Raw genomic sequence first — 24,745 nt, 5'->3', positions numbered from 1 at the left:
GTTAGTTGAATGATAATATTAATAAGCGTAGATAAGCACAGATCAATAGACATGAGCCAAATGGCACCAGAATATTTTTTTCTATTGGCCGAACAATTGCTTTATAGATTATAAAGTAAGTGATTCCGACTATTGATGCATATAACAGTAAATTCACTAATTCAGTAACTGGCAACCATGTGCCGAGTGCGGCTAACAGTTTTATATCACCGCCACCTAAACCTGCTCGTTTTTTTATTAAATAATAGACCGCAGCGGGTATCGATAATAATGTATAACCATATATTGCACCAAAAAGCGCATCATAAAAAGTGATCAGCCCAACATCAAAATAAGCGAATAGTAGTCCTGTTAATAATAGAGGATAAGTCAAATAGTTTGGTAATAAGAGATATTTAAAATCAATTATTGCCAATAAAGCGTAATAGAGTCCAATGAAAATAAGTATTATTGACCAAACTGTTAAATTGTAGCAGTACGTAATACCTAAACAATAAATACCAACAATAAGTTCAGTGATGAGATAGTCAATAGGTATAATCGCTAGACAATATTTGCAGCGTCCCCGCTGTTTTAACCATGAAAAAATGGGAATCAACGATAATATATTAAGCTTTTTATGGCAATGTGGGCACTTTGAGCGAGAAAATATTATCTCTTTGAAATATTGTATCATTGTTTGATCGGGCAAAAAACGGCTAATAGCACAATGTATAAAACTACCCAAACAGAATCCCAAACAAATCATGACGGATAAAATTAGTATATTCATACTACATACTTGTTAGCGAATTACGCTACTGAGTTGAAAAACTGGCAAATACATAGCAATCACTAAGCTACCGATAATAATTGCCATGAGTAACATCATAAGTGGTTCTATTTTTTGCGATAAATTATCTGCTAACTCAATACTATTTTGTTGATAAAATTCAGCTAATCTTTGTAACATTAATTCCAATGTTCCTGACTCTTCACCAACACGAATTAATTGTACACACAAATTGGGGTACAGTGAGTATTTGCTGATTGCTTGGCTAAATGATTGTCCTTGCTCTATCGAATTTGTAATTTTTAATAGGCTATGTTGAAATAAGATGTTTTGTGTCGTCTTTTGCGCTGTTGCAAGTCCAGTTAGTAGTGGAATTGCTGATTTTTGAGTAATAAATAGTGTTTGAAAGATTTGTGTCAAACATGAGTAAGTAATAATTTTACCTATAATGGGGGATTTCAATAGGTATTTGGCAACACTTTCTTGATGGTATTTCTGGATATATTTTTTATAAAATAGCACTATTATCATGAATAATCCGCATAATGCTAGATAATACTCTTTTATCGTGTTTGATAATGCAATTACCATCTGTGTAAAAAGTGGTAGTTGGGCATTAAAACTTTCATATACTTCTGCAAATTTAGGTAGTACTAACAGTAACATAATAAGAGTAACGATCAATGATATGCTTAATAAAAATAAAGGATAACGCATAGCTTGGCGGACTTTTTTATGGAGTTTTTGGTTATTTTCTAATTGATACGCTAACGTTTCAAAACTATCTTCCAACTGACCCGTTAATTCTCCTGTAGCAACTATCTCCTTATAGATAGCAGGAAATACGTAGGGATAATGACTTAAACTCTCCGATAGCTGGTCGCCCTTCATTATTTGTAACTTTATCTCCGTTAATAGCCATTGCCATTGATGAATGGGGTGTTGCTCTGCTAATAAAGCTAAACATTCAATAATCGGTAATCCAACCTTTAACATTGTTGCAAGTTGTTTAGTGATGATGATGAGCTCTTGTTTTTTGAAACTATAACGGGTGATATAGCTCTTGAAAGTCAACTTAAAAAAGTACTCTTCTCGTTGTAATAATATCTGCTTAGCATCAGATAATGATTGTGCTATAAGGCTCTGCTTTACACCGTTTAACCCTTGCCATAAATAGAGTTTTTTTATACTAAAATAGTGCTTCATTTTAGTCTCCTAATACTCGTTGTACTTCAGCTATAGAGGTGATGCCTTGCGTAACTAACTCTTTTCCTGATGAGGATAATGTTTTTATATTGTTTTGTTGGATTATCTGTTCAATTTGATTTAAGGAACATTCGCTATTGCTTAGCAGTAGTGCTTGCAATTGTTGGTTGACTAATAAAAATTCATATACTCCGATACGGCCAGAGTAGCCGTTGCTACATTGACTACAACCTTGAGCAATAAAATGGCAACTGTTTGGAGATATAACATAGTGTTGAGCATTATGTTTTACATCTGCAATCATTTTGCAATGGTTACATAACTTTCTAACTAAACGTTGAGCAATAATTAATTTTAGGCTAGATGCAATCAAATAATTTTTTATACCGATTTGGTTGAGTCGAATTAGCGCTTCTGCACTTGAATTTGTATGTAACGTTGATAAAACCAGATGTCCTGTTTGAGCTGCTTGCATTGCGATTTCAGCTGTTTCATTATCACGTATTTCACCGATCATCATAATATCGGGATCTTGTCTTAAAAATGAGCGTAAAATACTACTAAAACCAAGTCCTGCTTTTGTATTGATTTGTGTTTGATTAATACCATCAATAGGCATTTCAATAGGATCTTCAACGCTGCAAATATTACGGGTATCATTGTTAATCTCTTTCAAACCACTATAGAGCGTAATCGTTTTTCCGCTACCTGTCGGCCCGGTTACTAAAATTAATCCTTGTGGGCTATTCAATATCTTACGATATTGATTCTGTTCTTGATTGGTCAAACCTAGCTGCTCTATTGAGAGTACTAATTTATGATTATCCATAACTCGTAAGACAATCTTTTCACCATGCAAAATAGGAATACTTGATACTCGCATTGTCTGTTGGCCGATAGTTAGTAAACCGTCTTGTGGTAAACGTTGTTCTGCAATATTGAGTTTAGCCATGATTTTTAATCTAACAATTAATGGCTTAGCTAAAGTTATTGGTAGTCTCTCAACTGTTTTTAATACGCCATCAATACGCATTCTAATACGTAATTGTTGCTCATAAGGTTCAAAGTGAATATCTGAGGCGCGTTGACTAAGTCCATCATTGAGTAATTGATTAACCTGTTCAATGACATCACTTTCATGATATTTGATATTGGTGTTTAGCATAATGATTAGAACCTAAATACATCATTACAAGCATCATTAATACTGCTATTTGTTGGGGTTGTAGTACAAACTCGAGCCCACTCTAAGTGCCCATGTGTTGTATTAATTGTTGGTGTTAAAGTGGTTGTCAATCCAGCTAAGGTACCTTGACCAATAAGCGATATTACACCGCTAGAGACATTGATCGAGGCTACATAGTTAGTGGCTTTTGAGGTAGCAATACCATTGCTACCACTATTGCAGGCTGTTAAGTCGCCCTGTTGCAATGCACATATTTCAATTGCTGTTTTATACGGGGCCATCGTTTGTAACATATCCGTCATCGCTGCTTTTTGTACATATCCTTGATAAGCGGGAACACCGATTGCTGTGAGTATTGCGATGACAGCAATCGCAATCATCAGTTCAAAAAGGGTAAATCCACCTTGCTTGATTTGGTTATTGTATTGTTTTGCCATAATAAAACCTCCATTGTGCTATTTTGATAAATAAGGTTAAAGTCATCATGGCATAACTGGATTTTAGTTCTGTTATTATCTTTAGTTATTGCTACTTAATAGCAAATATTTTTGTATATTAGTTGAAAGTGATATAATTTCGCGATTAGCTATACAAAATCGTGGTGGTGAAAAGAGATATGTATTCAAAAATTCAAGGTGGTTATTTAGTTGATGCTAAAAAAGTTGTGTCACCTTATTTTAATGAACGCCCAATCGGTGAAATGATATCGTTACTTGTGATCCACAATATTAGTTTACCGCCAAACCAATATGGTGGTCCCCACGTAGAACAATTATTTACTGGTCGCTTAAATCCAGAAGAATATGAGTATTTTAAAGCTATTTACCAGTTACAAGTTTCATCTCATCTGTTTATTCGTCGGACTGGTGAAGTCATTCAATTTGTCTCATTTGAGCATAGAGCCTGGCATGCTGGTGTTTCTAGTTTTAATGGGAAAATGAATTGTAATGATTACTCTATTGGTATTGAGTTAGAGGGGAGTGATTTTGAACCTTTCACCGAAAACCAATATAATGTGTTAGCAGATGTAACTCGATGTTTAATGCAATACTATCCTATTGAAAATATTGCTGGGCATAGTGATATTGCACCAGATCGTAAAACCGATCCAGGTCCTTATTTTGATTGGTTACGATACCGATCATTACTTACTTAAAATTTGACTGGTTTATTTATGGAAAAATTTAATCAAAGCATTTCATTACTACTTAATGAAATAAAGCAAGAGATGCAATTTAGACAGTTATGGCAAAGTTTACCACCGCCGCCAGAGGCTTTTATTAGTGAACAACCCTTTGCGATTGATACGATGTCAGCTTATGAGTGGTTACAATGGGTCTTTTTACCGAGAATGCATGCCCTAATTGAGGCAAATGCTAGTTTACCTCGTAACTTTGCTCTCCACCCTTATTTTGAGGAAATATTGAAAGAGCAAGATGAAGCATTGCAATTGCTCTCCTTGCTCAAACGTTTAGATCTGTTAGTTAAAGAATAAAAAAGACGATAGAATTAACGATAAATACGGGAATTAATATCCCGATTGACCATTTCATATAACCAAAAAAACTCGGCATTTTAATATTATTTTGGCTAGCAATACTTTTCACCATAAAGTTAGGAGCGTTACCGATATAAGTTAATGCTCCCATAAATACGGATCCCATTGAAATAGCTAATAATGTTTTTTCTAGTGGCCCCATTAATGTCGCCGCGTCTCCAGATGCTAAGTTAAAGAAGACTAAATAGGTTGGTGCATTATCTAAAAAGCCAGATAAAAGACCGGTTAACCAAAAGTACATAAGATTGATTGGTGAGCCATTGTTATCGCTGACTAGTGAGACCAGTGATGAGAGACTTCCTTCATTACCCATTCGTAAAATAGCAAGAACTGGTACGATTGTGATAAAAATACCAATAAATAATTTCGCGACTTCTAAAATCGGTTCCCAGTTAAATTGATTAGCTGAACGTATTTGCTTTGGCGTAATAAATAGAGAGATAAAGGTAATTACCAAAAATAGAATATCTCGTATGATATTTTGTAAAGCAAGGTTTGTTCCAAATAGAGAAATATTAATATTAGGCTGCCAAACACCAGAAAGTAGAACGGTTATGATAACGGCAATTAATAAAATAAAATTCTGTTTACCATAAATTTTTATACCTTTATCTGGTGTAGGATCGCGTTCTAAAATTTCATTTTGTGATTGGTAATAATAGTTATCAATAAAGTAAAAAACCACTAATAATAATATTGATGTTAATAACACCGGTAACAACATATGTTGTAATGTCCAGATAAAGTCAATACCTTTCAAAAAGCCAATAAATAATGGCGGATCACCTAATGGCGTTAATCCACCGCCTATATTGGCAACAAGAAAGATAAAAAAGATAATAATATGTACTTGGTGTTTACGGTTATCATTTGCTCGAATAATCGGTCTAATCATTAACATTGCTGCGCCCGTTGTTCCCATTATTGAAGCAAGTACAGTACCAATTGCGAGTAAAGCAACATTAAACTTAGGAGTACCTTTTAAATTGCCTTTAACTAAAATTCCACCTGAAACTGTAAAGAGAGCGAGTAGTAGTAAAATAAAGGGGATATACTCTTCAAGTACTGCATGAGCTACAATATAAGTGATAGTATCAAGACCAAATGTGATGGTAAATGGTACCGCAAACAATAGTGTCCAGACGAAAATTATTTTTCCATAATGGTGGTGCCAAATAGTTGGCGCAAACAGTGGGAATAATGCAATAGAAAGTAAAATTCCAGCGAAAGGGATTCCCCAGCCTAGTGATAATGAAGATGCATCAAAATTTGCAGCATAAACCTCGTTAGGTAAAAAACAAAACAGAATCAGTATAGCCATTAGTCTAGCTGGCATTTCATTACTCCAAAAAATAGTTAAATTGACTGCGTTATTATAACAAAGATATCATCATTAAGTGCGCTATTTTATGGAATGTAATAAGCAGTGTTGCCAATTGTTATTATATTTTTATAAAATAGATTTGTAGCTAAAAACGAGAATAAATTATTAGATTTGACTATCTATGTGATCTTTGCATTTTGGATAGGCTACACTAATTAGTACCAGTTTTATAAGGTCATTGTTATGATAATCCAAAAACACAAGAAAGGAGCAACAATGACACAACATTTAAATCGAAAAGAAAAGCGTAGTTTTAGTCATGAGTTTAAAAAACAGATGGTTATGCTACATCGAAATGGCAAAAAGCGAGCAGACATCGTTGCTGAGTACGATTTAACTAAATCAGCATTAGATAAGTGGATAAAACAATACCAAGAAACGGGTTCATTTACAGCGCAAGGTAATCGAAGTCATGAGGAGAATGAACTGATTGCCTTACGCAAAGAAAATAAACGCTTGTTAATGGAGAATGATATCCTAAAGCAGGCAGCGTTGATAATGGGGCGAAAATCGCATTAATTTCGCAGAATAAGCATCGATATAGCCTACGAAGTTTATGTCGATGTTTGCACGTCACCCGAAATCAGTTTTATTATCAACGACGAATGGTACCGTATCAACAAAATGAAACACTCTGCGATAAAGTAAGCGAAGTATTTGACCTAAATTATCGTGTTTATGGTACAAGACGCTTGCAAGCAGAGCTGAAACGGCAAGGTATAGCATTATCGAGACGGCGAATTGGTCGAATAATGAAGGAAAAGGAATTAGTCTCAAAATATACCTGTAAAAAATACCGTATTGATGCTGAAAAGAGTAATGAATCAATCGTGAGCAATGCGCTTGACCGAGAGTTTGAAGTGGGTCAAAAGCGAAAAGTTTTGGTAACTGATTTAACCTATGTAAGGGTAAAACAGCGTTGGAATTACCTGTGTATTATTGTTGATATCCGTAATCGAGAGATAGTCGGACGAAGTGCTGGCAGAAATAAGACAGCAGAGCTTGTGATGCAAGCAATAAGCCAAATACCCATGGACTTACATGATGTTGATTTATTTCATTCTGATAGAGGAAAAGAGTTTGATAATCACCTGATTGATGAATGTTTAACGACATTTGGTATTACACGTTCGTTAAGTTATAAAGGTTGCCCGTATGACAATGCGGTTGCTGAAGCAACATTTAAAGCCGTAAAAACCGAATTCGTCTCAAATGGTGTATTTGATTCGCTTGAACAGTTGACGTTACAATTTAATCATTATGTTGATTGGTTTAATTATACTCGGCTTCATTCAACATTAAATTATCAAACACCCGTTGAGTATAGAAATAGATAATGACCTTATCTTTTTGGTACTAAAAGGTGTGGACATTCCACATGCATAAAACGCTCGATTATAAGCAACTTACGAATTGTATTACAGTGCATAACCCTTATAACGCATTACCATTACATCTTCAATTCTCTTTATCTGGCTATACTAAAACCGCGCCGAAACCGACACCAATTAATGGGGTTCTGAGTATTTCAAGACAATATTTTGATACTAAAGGTAATCCAATAACGCCTGACCAGCTTCACGTCGGTGATATGATTATTGTTATGTTAGATGTTTCTGCCGATAGAGTGATTAATGATGCATTAGTTGTTGACATGTTACCTGCTGGGCTTGAGTTAGAAAATCCAAATTTAGTGAATAACTGTATTAATCTGCAGGCAATGCCAGAATTAGCTGAGTTACTTAAAGAACAACACAGTAATGATATTAAATACCAAGAGTTTCGTGATGATCGTTATATTGCGGCTATTGCAATCCATAATCGTACAACCGAAAATCGTTATAGTAAAAAATTAATTTATTTGGCGAGTGCGGTTAGTGTTGGGCAATATAGGGTTCCAGCACCTTATGTTGAATCGATGTATAGTACTCAATGGTATGCGATTGGCGATTCCATCCCTTTAATGACAATCAATCCTAAAAAAGAGTAATCATGATGAATGACTCAGTTAGTCCGATAAATAATAGGTTTTGATAGGGTTTAATGAAACGACGATTGAAAAAATATCTGTATACAGTCATTATTTTTCCCGTAATTCTGTTTACTATATTTATTGTTGCAGACTTTTTTTTACCTTTACCGATTGTTAATGTTAAATCAACGCAAACTGTTTTGGCCCAAAATGGTACTCCACTATGGCGATTTGCTGATAGTAATGGCATTTGGCGTTATCCAGTGACATTAGAGGATGTGCCTGATTACTATATTGAGGCACTACTTACTTATGAAGATCGACATTTTTATCAACATGTCGGGATCGATTTTTTAGCTTTATTACGTGCAACCTATCAAAACATTACTAATGATAAAATAATTTCAGGGGGGAGCACACTTTCAATGCAAGTGGCGAGAATCCTCGATCCCCATGAGCGTTCAATATGGGGTAAATTTAAACAACTATTTCGTACGTTACAATTGGAATGGCACTATACGAAAGACGAGATTCTCACTTTATATATTAATCGTGCCCCATATGGTGGTACGATTGAGGGAATTGGTGCAGCTAGTTGGTCTTATTTAGGGATATCGCCACGGGAATTGACTCGAAGTGATGCTGCTCTTTTAGCTGTATTACCACAAGCCCCGAGTCGTTTAAGACCTGATCGTTACCCTGAAAGAGCGCAACAAGCTCGAGATAAAGTATTAGAACGATTATTAACCTATCATGTTTGGTCTAAAGAGATTATTGAACAAGTTAAACAAGAAGAGGTTTGGGTTTATCCTCGTCGCTCACCTCAATTAGCACCATTACTTGCGCGTAGATTAAGTCTTGCTTATCCAACAAAAGATATTATTCACTCAACGATTGATGAATCCTTACAATATGCGCTTGAAGATATGGCTATTAACTGGAAAAACCAACTTCCACCGAAAAACTCATTAGCCATTTTAGTGGTTGATCATGTTGATATGACCGTGAAAGGCTATGTTGGATCAATTGATTTCAATGATCGAACTCGATTTGGTCAAGTTGATATGATCAAATCGCTACGTTCTCCAGGCTCAACATTAAAACCTTTTTTATATGGATTAGCCCTGAATGATGGCATGATTCATTCTGAATCATTATTACAAGATGTACCTCGGATTAGTTCTGATTACCGGCCAACTAATTTTGATGAAGGGTATAATGGTCCAGTTAGTGTCAGTGAGGCATTACAACGCTCACTGAATTTACCTGCCGTTCAAGTAATGGAGATTTATGGACCTACTCGTTTTGCCAGTCAATTGAACTCTGTAGGTTTATCACTAGTATCAAGTCAAAATCAGCCAAATATCAGTTATATTTTAGGTGGTGCATCAGTCCGTATGGATGAGTTAGTTAGTACTTACAGTGCTTTTGCTAGAAAAGGGCAGGTTGCGCAGTTACGTTTTACGAGTGATGAACCATTATCAGAAAAACCATTAATGAATGAGGGGAGTGCTTGGATCATTCGTCGGATTTTAGCTTTTCAAACTGTTCCAATGTTGGGTTCACAATCCGGAAACATTTCTCCCCTTGCTTGGAAAACCGGTACTAGCTATGGTTACCGAGACGCTTGGGCTATCGGTATTAATCCTCGTTATCTTATTGGTGTTTGGGTTGGTAGACCAGATGGAACTCCTGTGGTTGGTCAATATGGTAATATTACGGCGGTTCCTATTTTGCAACAAGTAAATCGTTTTTTACTGAATAGAGAACGTAATCTTAATCGAAACTTACCGATTGACCCGATGCCTAATTCGGTGAGTGCTGTTAATATCTGTTGGCCCACAGGTACGCAGTTACATGAGAATGATATCAACTGTCATCGAAAAAAACGAGCCTGGATTGTTGATGGCATTATTCCCCCGACACTTGAACAACTTAATATGATAAGAAAACGAGCTTTTCGTTCAGGTTTTATGACAATTTGGGTTAATGAGCAAGGTCTAAGTGTTGGTGCTGATTGCACAAATGCCATTAAAAAAGATATCGCACTGTGGCCTATCCAACTAGAGAATTGGCTATTACCCAATGAGCGCAGAGCGAAATTTATTCCACCAATTGATCCAACTTGTCCACCGGAAGGCGGAGCGCAATATTCACCTCTTTTTATGAGTGGTATTCTTCCTAATCAAGTGTTACAAATATTACCTAATCAAGATAGTTTAGAGTTAACAATCCGGAGTCAAGGTGGTCTTGGTCAAAAATGGTTATTTTTAGATGGTGAGTTAATTACTGACACGAGCGGAGATCTTGATGCTAAAATAATATTTACCAGTGTAAATAAAGGTTCCCATAATTTATTATCATTGGACGAAAGTGGCCAAATTGATAGAATAAACTTCCAAGTACAACAGGAGTAAGGCAGAATGAGTATGGAACAAACATTATCAATAATTAAACCTAATGCAGTAAAAAAACAGCTTATCGGTAAAATAATAGAACGTCTTACCCAGGCTAGACTCAATATTATTGCATTAAAGATGGTTCATTTAACTCGTGAACAAGCAGAAGGCTTCTATGCTGAACATAAAGGAAAAGTGTTTTTTGAACGCTTAATTGATTTTATGACTTCAGGTCCTATTGTCGTTATGGTATTACAAGGCGATAATGCAATCACTCATTATCGTGAAGTTTTGGGGGCTACCGATCCCGCCAAAGCATTAGCGGGAACTCTTCGTTATGATTTTGCTGATAATGTGACTGAAAATGCGTTACACGGATCAGATTCTATTGAGTCTGCGGAACGTGAAATCGCTTACTTTTTCGTAAAGAATGAGATTTTTTCTGCATAATAAAAAAGGCACTTTAGTGCCTTTTTATCAATTGTCGGTATATAGCTACTCTTCAGCAGATACATAGCTTTTAATACTCTCAGAAGCGCGTCTTGCTTCACCTTTATGCTGCAATTTATTTAACTGTTTTTCGAGTTTACTAATTAAATCATTAACAGCTGTATACATATCATCATGTTTAGCGGAGGCGACCAGTGGTGTTCCCTTCGTTGCAATCGTCGCATCAATAATAAATCCATCAGGCTCTTTTGATAAAATGAAATGTGGATTAATTAGTAATGCATGCCATTTATCAAGTTTGCTAAATTTATCTTCAATATAGCTTCTGATTGCTGGTGTAATATCCATTTGCTTACTGGTAATACTTAAAGTCATAATTGACCCCCTTTTTATTTACTAACAAATATAACAAGGATATAAACTACTTACTACATTCGCAAATTATTACTCAAAGGTCAATATATTCGTGGTAACTATTTTATGTTTAACTAAAAATTTACAGAGAATTGTAGTCCCATTGTAGTTTCATTATAGTTCTACTCTAGTTCCGTAAAGAACCTTAGCCACCGCTTCGTTATCTATTTTTATACTATATTCATATCTTACATCAAAATTATAACGAATCTGATTCAGCGATGCTAATCTTCACCATATCCAGACAATGGGATCTCTTTATTATCTAAATAAGCTTTACCTTGTTGCATCGATAATCGATTATCACAAAACCATTTGATAACTAATGGATAGATTTGATGCTCTTGTACCAGCACTCTATCAATCACATCTTGTTCGGTATCATCGGCAAAAATTGGTACTTTAGCTTGCAAAATAATTGGTCCACCATCAAGCTCTTCAGTAACAAAATGAACGGTTGTACCGTGCTCTTGATCTCCGGCTTCAATGGCTCTTTTATGTGTATGAAGTCCAGGATACTTGGGTAAAAGTGAGGGATGAATATTAAGCATCTTACCCGCGTAGTGTTTAACGAATTCTGGGGTCAATATACGCATATAGCCTGCAAGTACAATCAGATCGGGTTGATAGACATCAATTTGTTTAGCAACAACCTGATCAAACGCTTCTCGAGATAAATAATCTTTATGATTAATTACATGGGTAGGAATATGACTGTTTTTTGCTCTTTTCAGTGCATAGACATCGGGTTTATTACTAATGACGGCAACAATATTTCCATTAATGTGTTTTGTTGCACAGGCATCAATAATTGCCTGTAAATTTGAACCGCTACCTGAAACAAGAACCACTATATTTTTCATTATTGTCACTTACTATATTTATCCACAACGAAAAAAGAAAAGGGCGTTAATTCGCCCATATTTTCAACATCTATTATTTGATAATGACTCGTTCCGTTGAATTAGATGATTTTATTTCACCTAACAACCAAGCCTTTTCACCACTATCGTTAAGTAATTTTATTGCTTTATCAACCAGTTGTTTTGGTAGCACCACAATTAAACCAACGCCACAGTTAAAAGTACGATACATTTCGTGGGTATCAACATTCCCAGCTTTTTGTAACCAATTAAATACTTCAGGCCATTGCCAACTTTTTGCATCAATAATGGCTTGTGTATTATCAGGTAGTACTCGTGGAATATTTTCCCAGAAACCACCACCTGTAATATGAGCAATAGCATGAACATCAATGTTCTCAATTAAGTTAAGTATTGATTTAACATAGATTTTAGTTGGTGCTAATAGATGATCCGCTAAACTTTTCCCGGCTAATAACTCTTTGGCTGGGTTTGCTTTGCTAACTTCAATAATTTTACGAACTAATGAATAACCATTTGAGTGTGGTCCGCTTGAGGCTAAAGCGATAATTGCATCACCATCTTGCACTTTACTTCCATCAATTATTTTTGATTTTTCAACCACCCCGACACAAAAACCTGCGATATCATAGTCATTACCATGATACATACCTGGCATTTCTGCTGTTTCACCACCAACAAGCGCACAACCTGATTGTTTACATCCTTCTGCGATACCCGTTACAACTGTTGCTGCAACATCAACTTCAAGTTTGCCTGTTGCATAGTAATCTAAGAAAAATAACGGTTCTGCACCTTGTACAATAAGGTCATTGACACACATGGCAACTAAATCAATACCAATTGAATCATGACGATTTAAATCCATAGCTAAACGTAATTTTGTTCCAACACCATCGGTACCAGATACGAGAATAGGTTCTTTGTATTTTTGTGGAATTGCGCACAATGCACCAAAACCACCTAATCCACCAATGACTTCAGGTCGTTTGGTTTCTTTAACAACAGATTTAATTCGATTGACGAGTTCATTGCCGGCATCGATATCAACACCAGCATCTTTATAGCTTAAAGATGTTTTGTCTGACACAGTAAAACCCTCAAGGTTCATTATGTAAGGTGAAATGTGGGGTTATTTTAGCAGTGTTAGGGAGTAATGGCGATAGTTGTTTTTAATTACAATTCAATAATTTTAGTATGCAGCACCATCCGCGGCTGCATACTTTAGATATGTTAACTAAAAAGCTTAAGTATTGCGTCTGTGATTAATGATAATGAGGTAAAGTCTGGATCAGCAAAGGTGACGCCTTGTACACCTAAAAAAGAAAATAGTGGTAATGCCAGTGCCGGCAATATACAAAGTAGTAATCCATTAATAAAGGCCGCTATGATAGCGCCTCTCGCTCCTCCTGTTGAGTTTCCAAATATTGCTGCCGTACCGCCTGTAATAAAACTTGCCATGATGCCAGGGATAATGATCGGTAAATGGATAAATGGAAAGATAACAACACAAAGAATTTCAGTAAAGAAGCTGACTAAAAAACCAATTAAGACGCAGTTGGGGGCTTTATCAAATAATACCATCGGATCGACAGCTGGAACGCAGCCTGGTGCAACTACTTGAGCAAACCCTTTAAATGCAGGAACAACTTCTTCAGTAAAAATAGCGACCCCTTTTTTAGCAATATATAATCCTCCAGCAAAAATTGCTGATTGTTCTAGGGCAAAGATGATAAATGTATCATTGCCTATAATTGTTTTTAAATAATCTTCTGATGAAAATATTCCAGAGATACATAATAAAATAAACATTGTTATAAATGTTGCAACATCTGCTTGTTTTAAAAAACTGTATCTATCATTGATTTTTAAATGTTCAACATCTATTTTTTTGTTACCAAACCATTTTCCGCAATAAGAACCAGCAAGATAAGAGATTGTGCCTGCATGGGCAATACAATAATCGTTATTGCCAATAATTGAACGGCTGAATTTAGATAAAAGAGTCGGGAATATTGCCATATAACAGCCGATGATTATTGCACCTGCGATAATTATTGTATTACCGCTGTAGCCTAAGCCTTGTAATACCGCGGTAAAAGAGAAGGCCATAAAAAGAACTAAATGTAGTGATAGATAGATTGATTTGAAGCGAGTATATCGTGCCAATAGTAAATTGATAATCATGGCAAAAAATAAGATAAATGCAGCACTTGTTCCTAATGTATCCATTGTTAAAGCGGTAATGGCTTCGTTACTTGGCACAACGCCATGCATACCAAATGCATTTGAAAACATAGCACTAAACATGCCAAGGACACCACCCAGTATTTTACCCCCTGTCTTTATTAAGACGAAACCAATAAATGATAATAGCGTACCTGTTATAATTTTTGATATTTTTGCTTTTTGTAAAACTAATCCGATAAATGCAACGAGCGCAATGATTATTGCTGGTTTTCCAAATATACTTAAGAATAATTCCATATTATCACCACATAGTTTAATTAAAATTTCGGATCATTATATTTAAAACGATGTTTTAATTTTGAGATATTTCTCACAGAAATAATATTCCCATAAAAATAATATGGTTATAGTTGTATCTATTTGTTTATATAAAATATTTTTTATTTATACTGTATAAAGTGCAATGATATTGGTAGTTAATGGTAGCAATTATTCAAAAAGGAGCTAATTTTTGCCAGTGAGCGGTGGTGTGATAATTCGTCAGGAAGTCTTTATCCTTTATTGCAATTTAGTGTAATTAATATATAATTTACAGCCCACAGAATGTGCTGAGTTAGAGATCGGCACTTCTTTTTTTAATCTAAAATATTTTAGGAGTTATTATGTCTCTAAGTACAGAAGATAAAGCTAAGCTTGTTGCTGAATATGGTCGTGGAACAAATGATACTGGTTCTACTGAAGTTCAAGTTGCATTATTAACGGCTCGTATTAATGATTTGCAAGGTCACTTTTCTGAACATAAAAAAGATCACCATAGCCGTCGTGGTTTATTACGTATGGTTTCTAGCCGTCGTAAATTACTCGATTATTTAAAACAAAGTGATGTTGATCGTTATAACCAATTAATCCAAAAATTAGGCTTACGTCGCTAATTTTAGTTAATTTTTTTAAAAAGGGGATATTTTTATCCCCTTTTTTTATGGTTATAATTAAGCTAAATGATAAGTAATTGTAAAAAATGTATTAATTTTAATCATTTCTATTTGATGTAGCACAAAAACCTTAAAAAATTAAATTTCATTATAAATCAATTTATTATGTTTTTATAAACTCTAGTTTTATTCAATTCTGTTCTATTTTTAAACAAACAGTGTCAGCAATATCTTGCACGGCTATTTTTTCTCTCTATTATTTGGGATGTGTAATGTTGCACGTTTCTGAGATTTTCTCATGGTCTTAAAGATTATAAAAATTATATTAAAAGTTCTATTCCATGTTCGTATCAAAGGTAATCTTAACAATTTTAATCAAGATAAGCTGATTATTACTTCCAACCATGTTTCTTTTCTTGACGGTGTTTTATTAGGTGTCTTTTTACCCGTTAAACCTGTTTTTGCCATCTACTCAGGCTATATTGATCATTGGGTGGTAAACATCGCCAAACGTTATGTTGATTTTGTGCCGATGGATCCAACAAATCCAATGGCGATTAAACGATTAGTTAGAGAAGTCAATAAAGGTCGATCTATTGTGATTTTCCCTGAGGGGCGAATTACTATTACGGGTTCATTAATGAAGATTTATGATGGTACCGCATTTGTTGCAGCAAAATCTCAAGCGACTATTGTGCCAATTTGGATCGAGGGTGCCGAATTCACGACGACTAGCCGTTTAAAAGGAATCTTTAAGCGACGATTATTTCCAACTATTACCATTCATGTACTTGAGCCAACCTCTATTGCGATGCCAAATGCCAAAAAGGCTAGTGAAAGACGTTATATTACAGGTGAAAAACTCCATCAAATAATGATGGAAGCAAGAATGGCAAGTCGTCCTAAATTGACTTTATTCAACGCATTATTAGAGTCGCAAGCTCGTTCAGGATCGAGTACCACGATCATTCAAGATCCAACTAGTAAGAATTTAACTTATCGCCAATTATTACAGCAAATTCTAGGCATTGGTTTGATTATTGAAAAATTGACGGAACCAAAGGAACGTGTTGGTGTGCTATTACCTAATGCTGTCATTAGTGTCTCAGTTATTTTTGGGTTGTCGTTAAAAAACCGAATTCCCGCGATGTTAAATTATACTGCTGGTGAAAAAGGTTTGAATTGTGCGGTCAAAGCGGCTTGTGTTAAAACAATCATTACCTCAAGAAAGTTTTTGGATAAAGGTAAATTAGACCATTTATTGGATGAAATAGATGGAGTTAAATGGTATTTCTTAGAAGATTTTAAAAATAGTTTGTCGATTACCGATAAACTATCGGTTCTTACCTATCAGTTTATGCCGCGTTTTTTAAAACGTAGTCACAATTATGAAGATGAAGCATTAGTCTTATTTACTTCTGGTTCAGAGGGGAATCCTAAAGGGGTCGTTCATTCTCATGGGAGTTTGTTAGCTAACGTTGAACAGATTCGTAGTGTTATTGATCCTATGCCAACCGATCGATTTATGTCAACACTACCACTATTCCATGCTTTTGGTCTTACTGCTGGCTTATTGTTACCTCTTTATTCTGGTAGTAAAACCTTTTTATATCCAAATCCTCTGCATTACAAAGCCGTCCCTGAAGTTGTCTACGATCAAAATTGTACGGTACTATTTGGAACACCAACATTCTTAGCCAACTATGCACGCTACGCTCATCCTTATGATTTTATGCGTTTACGTTATGTTGTTGCAGGAGCTGAACGATTATCTGATGCAACTCGTGAATTATGGAAAAGTAAGTTTGGTATTCGTATTTTAGAGGGGTATGGTGTTACTGAATGTGCGCCGGTTGTTTCATTAAATGTACCGATGGCTTATAAAGCTGGTTCGGTTGGCCGAGCTTTACCTGGAATACATACCAAAATTATCCCTGTCCCTGGTATTGAAAGTGGCGGTCGTTTACAGTTACAAGGGCCGAATGTAATGAAAGGCTATCTATTAGTTGATCATCCAGGTAAATTAGTCTCTGTTAGTGCAACCGATAATGATGGTAAAGCGATTAAAGGCTGGTATGATACTGGCGATATTGTGGACATTGATAACGATGGGTTTATTACTATCAAAGGTCGACTAAAACGTTTTGCTAAAATAGCTGGTGAAATGGTTTCTCTTGAAAGTGTTGAAACATTAGCGAAGATGGTTGATGCCGATGCAATGCATGGTGCGACGATTAAAGCTGATGGAAGTAAAGGGGAAGCAATAGTTTTATTTACCACTTCTGAAAATATGTCACGCGATAAGCTTAATCAAGCTGCACAGTCATTAGGTATTCCTGCCTTAGCTGTTCCTCGAGATATTCGTATTATTAAACAGTTACCATTACTCGGTACAGGTAAAATTGATTTTATTACCTTAAGAAAAATGGCAGACGAAAGTTAAATAATTGCAAACTTAATCTCAATATCAAGCCTCGTATAGTTTTTATACGGGGATTGATGAGGAATTATTATGGACAATCAAACTTTATTAAATCGTGGTATAGTTGCGACCATGCTTGCTCAGTTCTTCTCTGCTTTTGCTGATAATGCTTTACTGTTTGCTATTTTGGCATTGATTAAAAATCTCCATTATCCCGATTGGAGTAAACCAGTACTACAGATGGTATTTGTTATTGCTTTTATTGTGACAGCTCCTTTTGTTGGACAAATTGCTGATAGTTATTCGAAAGGACGAGTGATGCTGATTTCGAATTTATTAAAACTATTAGGGGCCATGATTATCTGTGTTGGTGTTAGTCCTTTCTTAGGTTATGTGTTAGTTGGAATTGGTGCAGCATGCTATTCACCAGCTAAATATGGCATTTTGGGGGAATTAACGAGTGGTGATAATTTAGTTAAAGCAAATGGATTAATTGAAGCATCAACAATCGCTGCGATACTGTTAGGTAGTGTTGCAGGAGGATATATATCAGATCTTCATATTACTGCATCAATTATTACCTGCATAATTATGTTCGGCATTGCGATGGTTGCCAATTTATTTATCCCTAAGTTAAAACCTGCTAGAAAAAATGTGACGTGGAATCTTATTGGTATGGTCAACGATTTTGTTCATTCAGCAAAGGTGCTATTAACACATCAGCAGGCAAGGATTACTTTAGTTGGAACTAGTCTATTTTGGGGAGCGGGTATTACTTTACGCTTTTTATTAATTGATTGGGTACCGTTAGTATTGAATCGTCATGATAATACAACGCCAACGATTTTAAATGCCGTCGTTGCAATTGGTATTGTATTTGGAGCTGGCTTGGCTGCTAAATGTATTAATATGGAAAATACTAAACGCTGTATTCCCGCTGGGATATTGATGGGAATAGCGGTCATCTGTTTTACATTGCAAAGTAGTATGGTTTTTTCTTATTTATTACTGGTAATTATTGGTATGCTTGGCGGATTCTTTCTTGTTCCACTCAATGCACTATTACAAAATTTTGGTAAAAATACTATTGGTGCAGGTAGCGCGATCGCGGTACAAAACTTTAGTGAATATAGTGCAATGATGGTCATGTTAGGACTCTATTCTGCAGCTATTGCAATCGGTTTACCAGTGATTGTAATTGGCGTTGGCTTTGGAGTGCTCTTTTCTCTCGCTATTGTTGTTCTATTACATTGGTCAAGAAAATTAGCTTAATTATCTATTTCAAAAATTGTACTAAAAATCATCCTCTTGAGCTATTTTACCGCAAGAGGGTGATTGTCTAATTACCCTACGTTAAATACTAACCTTTCATTGAGCACTTCAATTTTGAACTTTTTTTACACTATAATGATAGTTTATAGCAATAAAATAACGAAAAAACGTTAAGTATACTGAACAATCATATATGATAACTTAAGTGCCGTATAAGTGTTCTGCTTGAATATATTGCCAGACTTTAGGCGGTAATAATGTTTCACAGCTTTTGCCATTACTGATTTTCTCTCTGATTTCAGTCGCTGAAATATTTTCTAGTGGGGTATTGGCAAAATAGATAAAGCCATTGGGATGAGTATGTAAATCATCAATATTTTTTGTTTGATGACGCTCGATCCAATCTTTAAGTTGTGGATTATCGCTATTCTCGGCATAGCCAGGTCGTCGGCAGATGAGTAAATGGCAATAGTTGAGTAATGTTTGCCAATTATTCCATGTTGGTAAACTGAGGAGAGAATCCTGTCCTAATATAAACGCTAAACCAGGCTGATCCCCATTTTCCATACGCCATGCTTGCAGCGTTTCAATGGTATACGATGGTCGATCTAGACGACTTTGACTCATTTCCCGCATATCGATAGATAGCATCGGGTAGTCTGCAATAGCTAACTTAAGCATCTCTATACGCTGATAAGTAGATGCTTCAGGTTGTGTTTTATGGGGTGGGATATGGTTCGGTAATAAACTTACCTGTGACAATTTAACCTCTTCAACTAAGGCGACAGCAGGTAATAGGTGACCATAATGAATAGGATCAAACGTACCGCCAAATAATGCTGTTAATGATTTAGTCATGCATTTTTACCTATAAATAACATATTTAGGGTGGTGAGTTGTTCCCAAACAGGGGATTGATAATCATGTTTTAAGATAATTTCAAGTTCCGTTAATTTATTTAAAATTTGATAAAGTTGTTCAATATTTGTTTTATTTAAATAAGGTGTAATCAAATTACGTCTATTTTGCCAAACTTTATAAAAATCATAAGCCATTTTTAGATTATGCTTAGCGGTATATTTATGGATATTGATTAATAGAATGAGTTCACGTTGCAGAGTTCTCAATAAAATAAGTGGCTCAGTATCATTACTTTTTAGTTGTTGTAAAATATGTATAGAGCGTTTAGTTTTACCTGCAAGCATCGCATCAACCCAGTGGTAAGGGGTAAAGATAGCTGTATCATTGACATTATTTTCTAATTGGTTATAACTGATTTTACCGGTTGGATAAAGCAATTTTAGCTGCTCTAGTATTTGCGCTAGTGCCAGTAAATTACCTTCATAATAGTAAGAGAGCAGTTCAATACTCTGTTTTTCAAGATCTAATCCATAATGTGGTAATTGTTGTTTAATCCACTGAGGTAGTTGTTCGGCATCAGGCGTATTACAGCTAATAACCATTAAATGTTCAGATAACGTTTTAAACCATTGAGCATTCTCTTGTGTTTTAGTCATTTTGCTTAATGAGATTAATAAACTGATATCTGGAGATAAACTTGCTGTCAATTCATCAAGTTTTTTTGCTAAGGCAACTGTTAGTGCCGTTTCACCAAATTGGAGTATTAAAGCAATTTGATTCGCAAAAAGACTCATCGCTTGACTACTTTGATAAATTTGGTTCCAATCGGTTTGATTATCAATAACAAAAACAGTATGTTCAGCATAACCAAGAGAGGTTAGCTTCGCTTTGATTTGATTTTGTGCAGTATATTGTAAATAGGGATCGTTACCCACTGTTATAAAATAGCGCAGAGAATCATTCTGCGCTAACTTGATTACTAATTGGCTATCACTAATTTTTATCATAGGATATTGGTTTTTTATCAAGGACGCTAATTGATTTTAATTTACCAATAAGCTGTTTAGCTGCTTGATTATACATCTCTTGTTCTATCAAGTTTTGTTCGGTACTTTTTGCCAGTGCACTTGCTGGGTTATCAAAGAACGTTCTAAATACTTTCACTGTTAACGGATAAATATCATCTCCAGCAATGATCACTTGTGCATTAACAATTAAAATTAGCTGATATTCAGCTGATTTACCATCTGGGTAAATCGAAATAGTATCTTTGGTGATTGAATGGTTCAGTATTTGCAATGAAGGAAAATCGCGTTTCTCATCACTATTCAATAACTTGACATTATTTTCACGTAATACATTTTTGATTTCACGTGATAACTGACCATATGGATCATGGCTATAAAATGTCATTGTTTGGAATTGCTTTGGTATTTCTGTGTTGTTTTGTAGATGAAAACCACAACCACTTAATACAACCGAGAAAAACAGACATAAGCTGAGCAATTTTTTCATGTATTTTACCTAAATTAAGGGGGTGACTATAACACCCCGTATTTTTATATTAGCTAGCAACAATATTTAATAATTTACCCGGTACGTAAATCACTTTGCGAATTGTTGCACTTTCTAGATGTTTTTGAATATTCGCGTCAGTTTTTGCAAGATTTGTGACAAACTCTTCAGTTGCATCAGCTGGGACGGTTAATTTTGCACGAACTTTACCATTAATTTGAACAACGACAAGTTTCTCATCTTCGATCATGGCAGATTCATCGGCAACTGGCCAGCTAGCATTATCAATACTATCTTTATGGCCTAATGCTTCCCACATAATAAAACAAGCATGTGGCATCATTGGATATAATAGACGAACGATGGCCTGTAGCGCTTCATCCATTAATGCTCGATCTTGTGCTGATTCTTGCGGTGCTTTTTGTAAACGATTCATAAATTCCATGACCGCAGCAATCGCAGTGTTAAATGTTTGGCGTCGACCAATATCATCACTTACTTTCGCTATAGTTTTATGCAATTCACGTCGTAATGTTTTTTGTTCACTATCTAGAGCGTTGACATTTAATGCTGGCGCAGCGCCTTTTTCAGCATGTTCAAATACTAAACGCCATACACGTTTAATAAAGCGATTTGCACCTTCTACACCAGACTCTTGCCACTCAAGAGTCATATCCGCTGGAGAGGCAAACATCATAAATAAACGTACGGTATCTGCACCATACTTTTCAACCATCTCTTGTGGATCGATACCGTTATTTTTTGATTTAGACATTTTTGTCATACCGGCATGAATCAATTCACGACCGGATTTATCAGTGGCTTTCGCAATTCGACCTTTTTCATCACGTTCTACAGTAACTTCAGTTGGTGAAATCCAAATACGTTCGCCAGTCTCAGTTGTATAGTAAAAGGCATCAGCAAGAACCATTCCCTGACAAAGTAATCTTTTGGCTGGTTCATTAGAAGTAACCATTCCAAAATCCCGCATCAATTTGTGGAAGAAACGGAAGTAGAGTAGATGCATGATGGCATGTTCAATACCACCAACATACTGATCAACCGGTAACCAATAGTTTGCCACTTTTTCATCAAGCATGCCTTGGTCATAATGAGGACATGTGTAGCGAGCATAGTACCAAGATGACTCCATAAATGTATCAAAGGTATCTGTTTCACGTAATGCCGGTTGACCATTAACCGTTGTTTTTGCCCAATTTGGATCGGCTTTAATTGGACTCGTAATTCCATTCATTTCAACATTTTCAGGTAAAATAACGGGTAATTGATCCGCTGGTGTTGGAATGGTTGTTCCATCCTCAAGTGTAACCATTGGAATTGGCGCTCCCCAATAACGTTGACGAGATACACCCCAATCGCGCAAGCGGAAATTAACTTTACGAGCACCAACACCTTTAGCTATTAGTTTATTGGCAATTGCATCAAAAGCTTGGGTAAAGTCTAAGCCATCAAATTCACCTGAGTTAAATAGCTTCCCATGTTCAGTATAGGCTTGTTCACTTAAATCTGGTGCTTGGCCATTCGCATCTAAAATAACGGGTTTAATGGTTAAGTCATATTTACGGCCAAATTCAAAGTCACGTTGATCATGTCCAGGAACGGCCATTACAGCCCCAGTACCGTATTCCATTAAGACAAAGTTAGCAATCCAGACAGGGATCTTTTCATTAGTCAGTGGATGGATTGCATAGAAACCAGTCGCAATACCTTTTTTCTCCATTGTCGCCATATCGGCTTCTGCCGTTTTGGTATTTTTACATTCAGCAATAAATGCAGTAATATCTGCATTTTTTTGTGCTGCTAGTTGAGCAATAGGGTGCTCAGAGGCAACAGAAACAAAACTGACGCCCATTAAGGTATCTGGACGCGTGGTATAGACACGTAATTTTTCACTGTAGTTTTCAACCGCAAAGTCAATTTCAACCCCTTCAGAACGACCGATCCAGTTTTTCTGCATGGTTTTAACTTGATCTGGCCAACTTTCTAGGGTCTCTAAATCATCAAGTAACTCTTGTGCGTAAGCGGTAATTTTAATAAACCACTGTGGAATCTCTTTGCGTTCAACCGGAGTATTACAGCGCCAACAACAACCTTCAACAACTTGTTCGTTAGCTAAAACCGTTTGGTCAGTTGGGCACCAGTTAACTGCTGAGGTTTTTTTATAAACTAGACCTTTTTCATAAAGTTTAGTGAAAAACCACTGTTCCCATTTGTAGTATTCGGGTCTACAGGTTGTTACTTCACGATCCCAGTCATAACCGAAGCCCAGTAATTTTAATTGCTTTTTCATATAAGCAATATTTTCATAAGTCCATTTTGCTGGTGCAGTATTATTTTTTACCGCCGCGCCTTCAGCAGGTAAACCAAATGCATCCCAACCAATCGGTTGTAAGACATTTTTACCTTGCATACGTTGAAAACGAGAAATAGTATCGCCGATAGTATAGTTACGTACGTGACCTAAATGCAGTCGTCCAGAAGGGTAAGGAAGCATCGATAAACAGTAATATTTTGGTTTATTGGGATCTTCGCTAACATGAAACGTTTTATTGTCCTGCCAGTGTTTTTGAACTTGTGCTTCAATCTCGTCCGGGCGATAATTTTCTTGCATATGTATTGACATAATCGGTCTGTGTCCTATTAACTATTTTTATATTTGCATTTTAATACAATTAACTAAAATATGATCTGCTAATTGTATGGGTTATTGACCAAAAATGAAATATCTGATTAATAATTTGTCGGATTTTTGTGTCATCATTGAGTGGAAATAGCTAAATTACATTATAATGATACCTTTCATCAGTATTATAACGAAATCGTTTATTGTTATTTTATGGTTTTAGCCAAGATGAGTAATACTAAGATAAAGTTGATTACTTATTGCTAATTTAAGACTTTTTGACGTAGGGTAGTGCTATATGGGATTAATTTTATTAGGTATTTTTGCAATTGCGATTCTGTTTACCGTGATCATCGTTACGATTTTGATCTGTTTGTTCAAACCCAAAGAACTAATAGCTATTATTACTGGAATAGGTGTAACGGCTGTTAGTATTCTTTTTTGTTATTTCTCCATTATGAATATCACTGATCCTGGCTCAAATTATCAAGCCTTTAAACAATTTGTTTTTTATATGATAGGGCTAGCATTAGCTCCCTGTATTGGTACAGTTTTTGCTATTCTTGTCTCAAGAATTTATAGAAAAATCATTAGTTCGGGTTATCAGTCATCTTGATTAAAAAATAGGGTATCTTATTAATAGATGATGATTAAAGATACCCAAAGCTGCTTATTTACCTAATG

The 24,745-nt window shown here is 35.6% G+C and carries 23 protein-coding genes; 10 read left to right on the top strand and 13 right to left on the bottom strand.

The window, feature by feature from the left end; translation table 11 throughout:
- Position 1 precedes the first annotated feature (1 nt).
- The 4 genes from RHO11_06675 to ppdD are packed head-to-tail and all read right to left on the bottom strand — an operon-like array spanning position 2 to position 3,601.
- Complete coding sequence (locus RHO11_06675) at positions 2–772, bottom strand: prepilin peptidase (GenBank protein ID WVD62795.1); 771 nt, start codon at positions 770–772, stop codon at positions 2–4.
- 12 nt (positions 773–784) lie between these two features.
- Positions 785–1,978 carry a protein transport protein HofC gene (gene hofC, locus RHO11_06670; GenBank protein ID WVD62794.1) on the bottom strand — a complete coding sequence of 398 codons (1,194 nt, stop codon included), beginning with the start codon at positions 1,976–1,978 and terminating at the stop codon, positions 785–787.
- A 1-nt stretch (position 1,979) separates the two neighbouring features.
- Positions 1,980–3,143 carry an ATPase, T2SS/T4P/T4SS family gene (locus RHO11_06665; protein ID WVD62793.1) on the bottom strand — a complete coding sequence of 388 codons (1,164 nt, stop codon included), beginning with the start codon at positions 3,141–3,143 and terminating at the stop codon, positions 1,980–1,982.
- Positions 3,144–3,148: 5 nt separating this feature from the next.
- Entirely contained in the window at positions 3,149–3,601 is a 453-nt protein-coding gene (gene ppdD / locus RHO11_06660) for a prepilin peptidase-dependent pilin (protein WVD62792.1), read from the bottom strand.
- Positions 3,602–3,780: 179 nt separating this feature from the next.
- Here ppdD and ampD point away from each other — a divergent pair, with 179 nt between their 5' ends.
- Positions 3,781–4,320, top strand: a complete 540-nt coding sequence (ampD, locus tag RHO11_06655; protein ID WVD62791.1) for a 1,6-anhydro-N-acetylmuramyl-L-alanine amidase AmpD — start codon at positions 3,781–3,783, stop codon at positions 4,318–4,320.
- 18 nt (positions 4,321–4,338) lie between these two features.
- Positions 4,339–4,659: a YqcC family protein gene (locus RHO11_06650; protein ID WVD62790.1), complete on the top strand. Its 321-nt coding sequence runs from the start codon at positions 4,339–4,341 to the stop codon at positions 4,657–4,659.
- Here the strand turns inward: RHO11_06650 and RHO11_06645 are convergent.
- Positions 4,649–6,058, bottom strand: coding sequence for a sodium:proton antiporter (locus RHO11_06645; protein ID WVD62789.1), 1,410 nt, complete (start codon positions 6,056–6,058; stop codon positions 4,649–4,651). The two genes, RHO11_06650 and RHO11_06645, sit on opposite strands and share 11 nt — an antisense overlap.
- 264 nt (positions 6,059–6,322) lie before the next feature.
- Between RHO11_06645 and RHO11_06640 the strand changes: the two genes are divergently transcribed.
- From RHO11_06640 to ndk, 4 genes are all read left to right on the top strand, one after another.
- Positions 6,323–7,443 (top strand): IS3 family transposase gene (locus tag RHO11_06640; protein ID WVD62788.1). Its coding sequence is split into 2 segments (ribosomal slippage): positions 6,323–6,617 and positions 6,617–7,443, totalling 1,122 coding nucleotides; the frame shifts between segments, so codons are not numbered across the junction.
- Positions 7,444–7,484: 41 nt separating this feature from the next.
- Positions 7,485–8,096, top strand: coding sequence for a hypothetical protein (locus tag RHO11_06635; protein WVD62787.1), 612 nt, complete (start codon positions 7,485–7,487; stop codon positions 8,094–8,096).
- A 53-nt stretch (positions 8,097–8,149) separates the two neighbouring features.
- On the top strand, positions 8,150–10,495 hold the full coding sequence (gene pbpC / locus RHO11_06630; protein ID WVD62786.1) for a peptidoglycan glycosyltransferase PbpC: 2,346 nt from the start codon (positions 8,150–8,152) through the stop codon (positions 10,493–10,495).
- Positions 10,496–10,501: 6 nt separating this feature from the next.
- Positions 10,502–10,927: a nucleoside-diphosphate kinase gene (gene ndk, locus RHO11_06625; GenBank protein ID WVD62785.1), complete on the top strand. Its 426-nt coding sequence runs from the start codon at positions 10,502–10,504 to the stop codon at positions 10,925–10,927.
- Positions 10,928–10,972: 45 nt separating this feature from the next.
- On the opposite strand, the gene raiA is transcribed toward ndk, so the two are convergent.
- From raiA to RHO11_06605, 4 genes are all read right to left on the bottom strand, one after another.
- Positions 10,973–11,302: a ribosome-associated translation inhibitor RaiA gene (raiA, locus tag RHO11_06620; protein WVD62784.1), complete on the bottom strand. Its 330-nt coding sequence runs from the start codon at positions 11,300–11,302 to the stop codon at positions 10,973–10,975.
- 263 nt (positions 11,303–11,565) lie between these two features.
- Positions 11,566–12,204, bottom strand: a complete 639-nt coding sequence (purN, locus tag RHO11_06615; GenBank protein ID WVD62783.1) for a phosphoribosylglycinamide formyltransferase — start codon at positions 12,202–12,204, stop codon at positions 11,566–11,568.
- Between the two features lie 73 nt (positions 12,205–12,277).
- Positions 12,278–13,315: a phosphoribosylformylglycinamidine cyclo-ligase gene (purM, locus tag RHO11_06610; GenBank protein WVD62782.1), complete on the bottom strand. Its 1,038-nt coding sequence runs from the start codon at positions 13,313–13,315 to the stop codon at positions 12,278–12,280.
- Positions 13,316–13,458: 143 nt separating this feature from the next.
- A complete protein-coding gene (locus RHO11_06605) occupies positions 13,459–14,712 on the bottom strand; it encodes a PTS ascorbate transporter subunit IIC (protein ID WVD62781.1) in 1,254 nt (417 codons plus the stop codon).
- Between the two features lie 365 nt (positions 14,713–15,077).
- On the opposite strand from RHO11_06605, the gene rpsO reads away from it, so the two are divergent.
- The 3 genes from rpsO to lplT all read left to right on the top strand — a co-directional run bounded on the left by rpsO (position 15,078) and on the right by lplT (position 19,041).
- Positions 15,078–15,347: a 30S ribosomal protein S15 gene (gene rpsO / locus RHO11_06600; GenBank protein WVD62780.1), complete on the top strand. Its 270-nt coding sequence runs from the start codon at positions 15,078–15,080 to the stop codon at positions 15,345–15,347.
- A 298-nt stretch (positions 15,348–15,645) separates the two neighbouring features.
- The gene (gene aas, locus RHO11_06595) at positions 15,646–17,790 is read left to right on the top strand and encodes a bifunctional acyl-ACP--phospholipid O-acyltransferase/long-chain-fatty-acid--ACP ligase (GenBank protein ID WVD62779.1); all 2,145 of its coding nucleotides are present in this window, start codon (positions 15,646–15,648) and stop codon (positions 17,788–17,790) included.
- 69 nt (positions 17,791–17,859) lie between these two features.
- Positions 17,860–19,041, top strand: coding sequence for a lysophospholipid transporter LplT (gene lplT, locus RHO11_06590; GenBank protein WVD62778.1), 1,182 nt, complete (start codon positions 17,860–17,862; stop codon positions 19,039–19,041).
- Between the two features lie 201 nt (positions 19,042–19,242).
- Here lplT and nadD read toward each other — a convergent pair whose 3' ends face one another.
- The 4 genes from nadD to leuS are packed head-to-tail and all read right to left on the bottom strand — an operon-like array spanning position 19,243 to position 24,061.
- Positions 19,243–19,899, bottom strand: a complete 657-nt coding sequence (nadD, locus tag RHO11_06585) for a nicotinate-nucleotide adenylyltransferase (GenBank protein ID WVD62777.1) — start codon at positions 19,897–19,899, stop codon at positions 19,243–19,245.
- A complete protein-coding gene (holA, locus tag RHO11_06580) occupies positions 19,896–20,909 on the bottom strand; it encodes a DNA polymerase III subunit delta (GenBank protein ID WVD62776.1) in 1,014 nt (337 codons plus the stop codon). The genes nadD and holA overlap by 4 nt, the downstream gene beginning before the upstream one ends.
- Positions 20,896–21,417, bottom strand: coding sequence for an LPS assembly lipoprotein LptE (gene lptE / locus RHO11_06575; GenBank protein ID WVD62775.1), 522 nt, complete (start codon positions 21,415–21,417; stop codon positions 20,896–20,898). The genes holA and lptE overlap by 14 nt, the downstream gene beginning before the upstream one ends.
- Before the next feature lie 49 nt (positions 21,418–21,466).
- Entirely contained in the window at positions 21,467–24,061 is a 2,595-nt protein-coding gene (gene leuS / locus RHO11_06570; GenBank protein ID WVD62774.1) for a leucine--tRNA ligase, read from the bottom strand.
- Between the two features lie 298 nt (positions 24,062–24,359).
- Here leuS and RHO11_06565 point away from each other — a divergent pair, with 298 nt between their 5' ends.
- Positions 24,360–24,677 (top strand): hypothetical protein, encoded by a 318-nt coding sequence (locus RHO11_06565; protein WVD62773.1) that lies wholly within the window; start codon positions 24,360–24,362, stop codon positions 24,675–24,677.
- Positions 24,678–24,745: the final 68 nt, after the last annotated feature.

Source organism: Orbaceae bacterium BiB, assembly GCA_036251205.1.
Taxonomy (GTDB): Bacteria; Pseudomonadota; Gammaproteobacteria; order Enterobacterales; family Orbaceae; genus Orbus; species Orbus mooreae.
This window is presented reverse-complemented; position numbering and strand designations above follow the sequence as displayed.

Excerpts from the sequence above, each read along its gene's own strand:
- RHO11_06675 (WVD62795.1), bottom strand. The coding sequence starts at position 772 with ATGAATATACTAATTTTATCCGTCATGATTTGTTTGGGATTCTGTTTG.
- hofC (WVD62794.1), bottom strand. The coding sequence starts at position 1,978 with ATGAAGCACTATTTTAGTATAAAAAAACTCTATTTATGGCAAGGGTTA.
- RHO11_06665 (WVD62793.1), bottom strand. The coding sequence starts at position 3,143 with ATGCTAAACACCAATATCAAATATCATGAAAGTGATGTCATTGAACAG.
- ppdD (WVD62792.1), bottom strand. The coding sequence starts at position 3,601 with ATGGCAAAACAATACAATAACCAAATCAAGCAAGGTGGATTTACCCTT.
- ampD (WVD62791.1), top strand. The coding sequence starts at position 3,781 with ATGTATTCAAAAATTCAAGGTGGTTATTTAGTTGATGCTAAAAAAGTT.
- RHO11_06650 (WVD62790.1), top strand. The coding sequence starts at position 4,339 with ATGGAAAAATTTAATCAAAGCATTTCATTACTACTTAATGAAATAAAG.
- RHO11_06645 (WVD62789.1), bottom strand. The coding sequence starts at position 6,058 with ATGCCAGCTAGACTAATGGCTATACTGATTCTGTTTTGTTTTTTACCT.
- RHO11_06635 (WVD62787.1), top strand. The coding sequence starts at position 7,485 with ATGCATAAAACGCTCGATTATAAGCAACTTACGAATTGTATTACAGTG.
- pbpC (WVD62786.1), top strand. The coding sequence starts at position 8,150 with ATGAAACGACGATTGAAAAAATATCTGTATACAGTCATTATTTTTCCC.
- ndk (WVD62785.1), top strand. The coding sequence starts at position 10,502 with ATGAGTATGGAACAAACATTATCAATAATTAAACCTAATGCAGTAAAA.
- raiA (WVD62784.1), bottom strand. The coding sequence starts at position 11,302 with ATGACTTTAAGTATTACCAGTAAGCAAATGGATATTACACCAGCAATC.
- purN (WVD62783.1), bottom strand. The coding sequence starts at position 12,204 with ATGAAAAATATAGTGGTTCTTGTTTCAGGTAGCGGTTCAAATTTACAG.
- RHO11_06605 (WVD62781.1), bottom strand. The coding sequence starts at position 14,712 with ATGGAATTATTCTTAAGTATATTTGGAAAACCAGCAATAATCATTGCG.
- rpsO (WVD62780.1), top strand. The coding sequence starts at position 15,078 with ATGTCTCTAAGTACAGAAGATAAAGCTAAGCTTGTTGCTGAATATGGT.
- aas (WVD62779.1), top strand. The coding sequence starts at position 15,646 with ATGGTCTTAAAGATTATAAAAATTATATTAAAAGTTCTATTCCATGTT.
- lplT (WVD62778.1), top strand. The coding sequence starts at position 17,860 with ATGGACAATCAAACTTTATTAAATCGTGGTATAGTTGCGACCATGCTT.
- nadD (WVD62777.1), bottom strand. The coding sequence starts at position 19,899 with ATGACTAAATCATTAACAGCATTATTTGGCGGTACGTTTGATCCTATT.
- holA (WVD62776.1), bottom strand. The coding sequence starts at position 20,909 with ATGATAAAAATTAGTGATAGCCAATTAGTAATCAAGTTAGCGCAGAAT.
- lptE (WVD62775.1), bottom strand. The coding sequence starts at position 21,417 with ATGAAAAAATTGCTCAGCTTATGTCTGTTTTTCTCGGTTGTATTAAGT.
- leuS (WVD62774.1), bottom strand. The coding sequence starts at position 24,061 with ATGTCAATACATATGCAAGAAAATTATCGCCCGGACGAGATTGAAGCA.
- RHO11_06565 (WVD62773.1), top strand. The coding sequence starts at position 24,360 with ATGGGATTAATTTTATTAGGTATTTTTGCAATTGCGATTCTGTTTACC.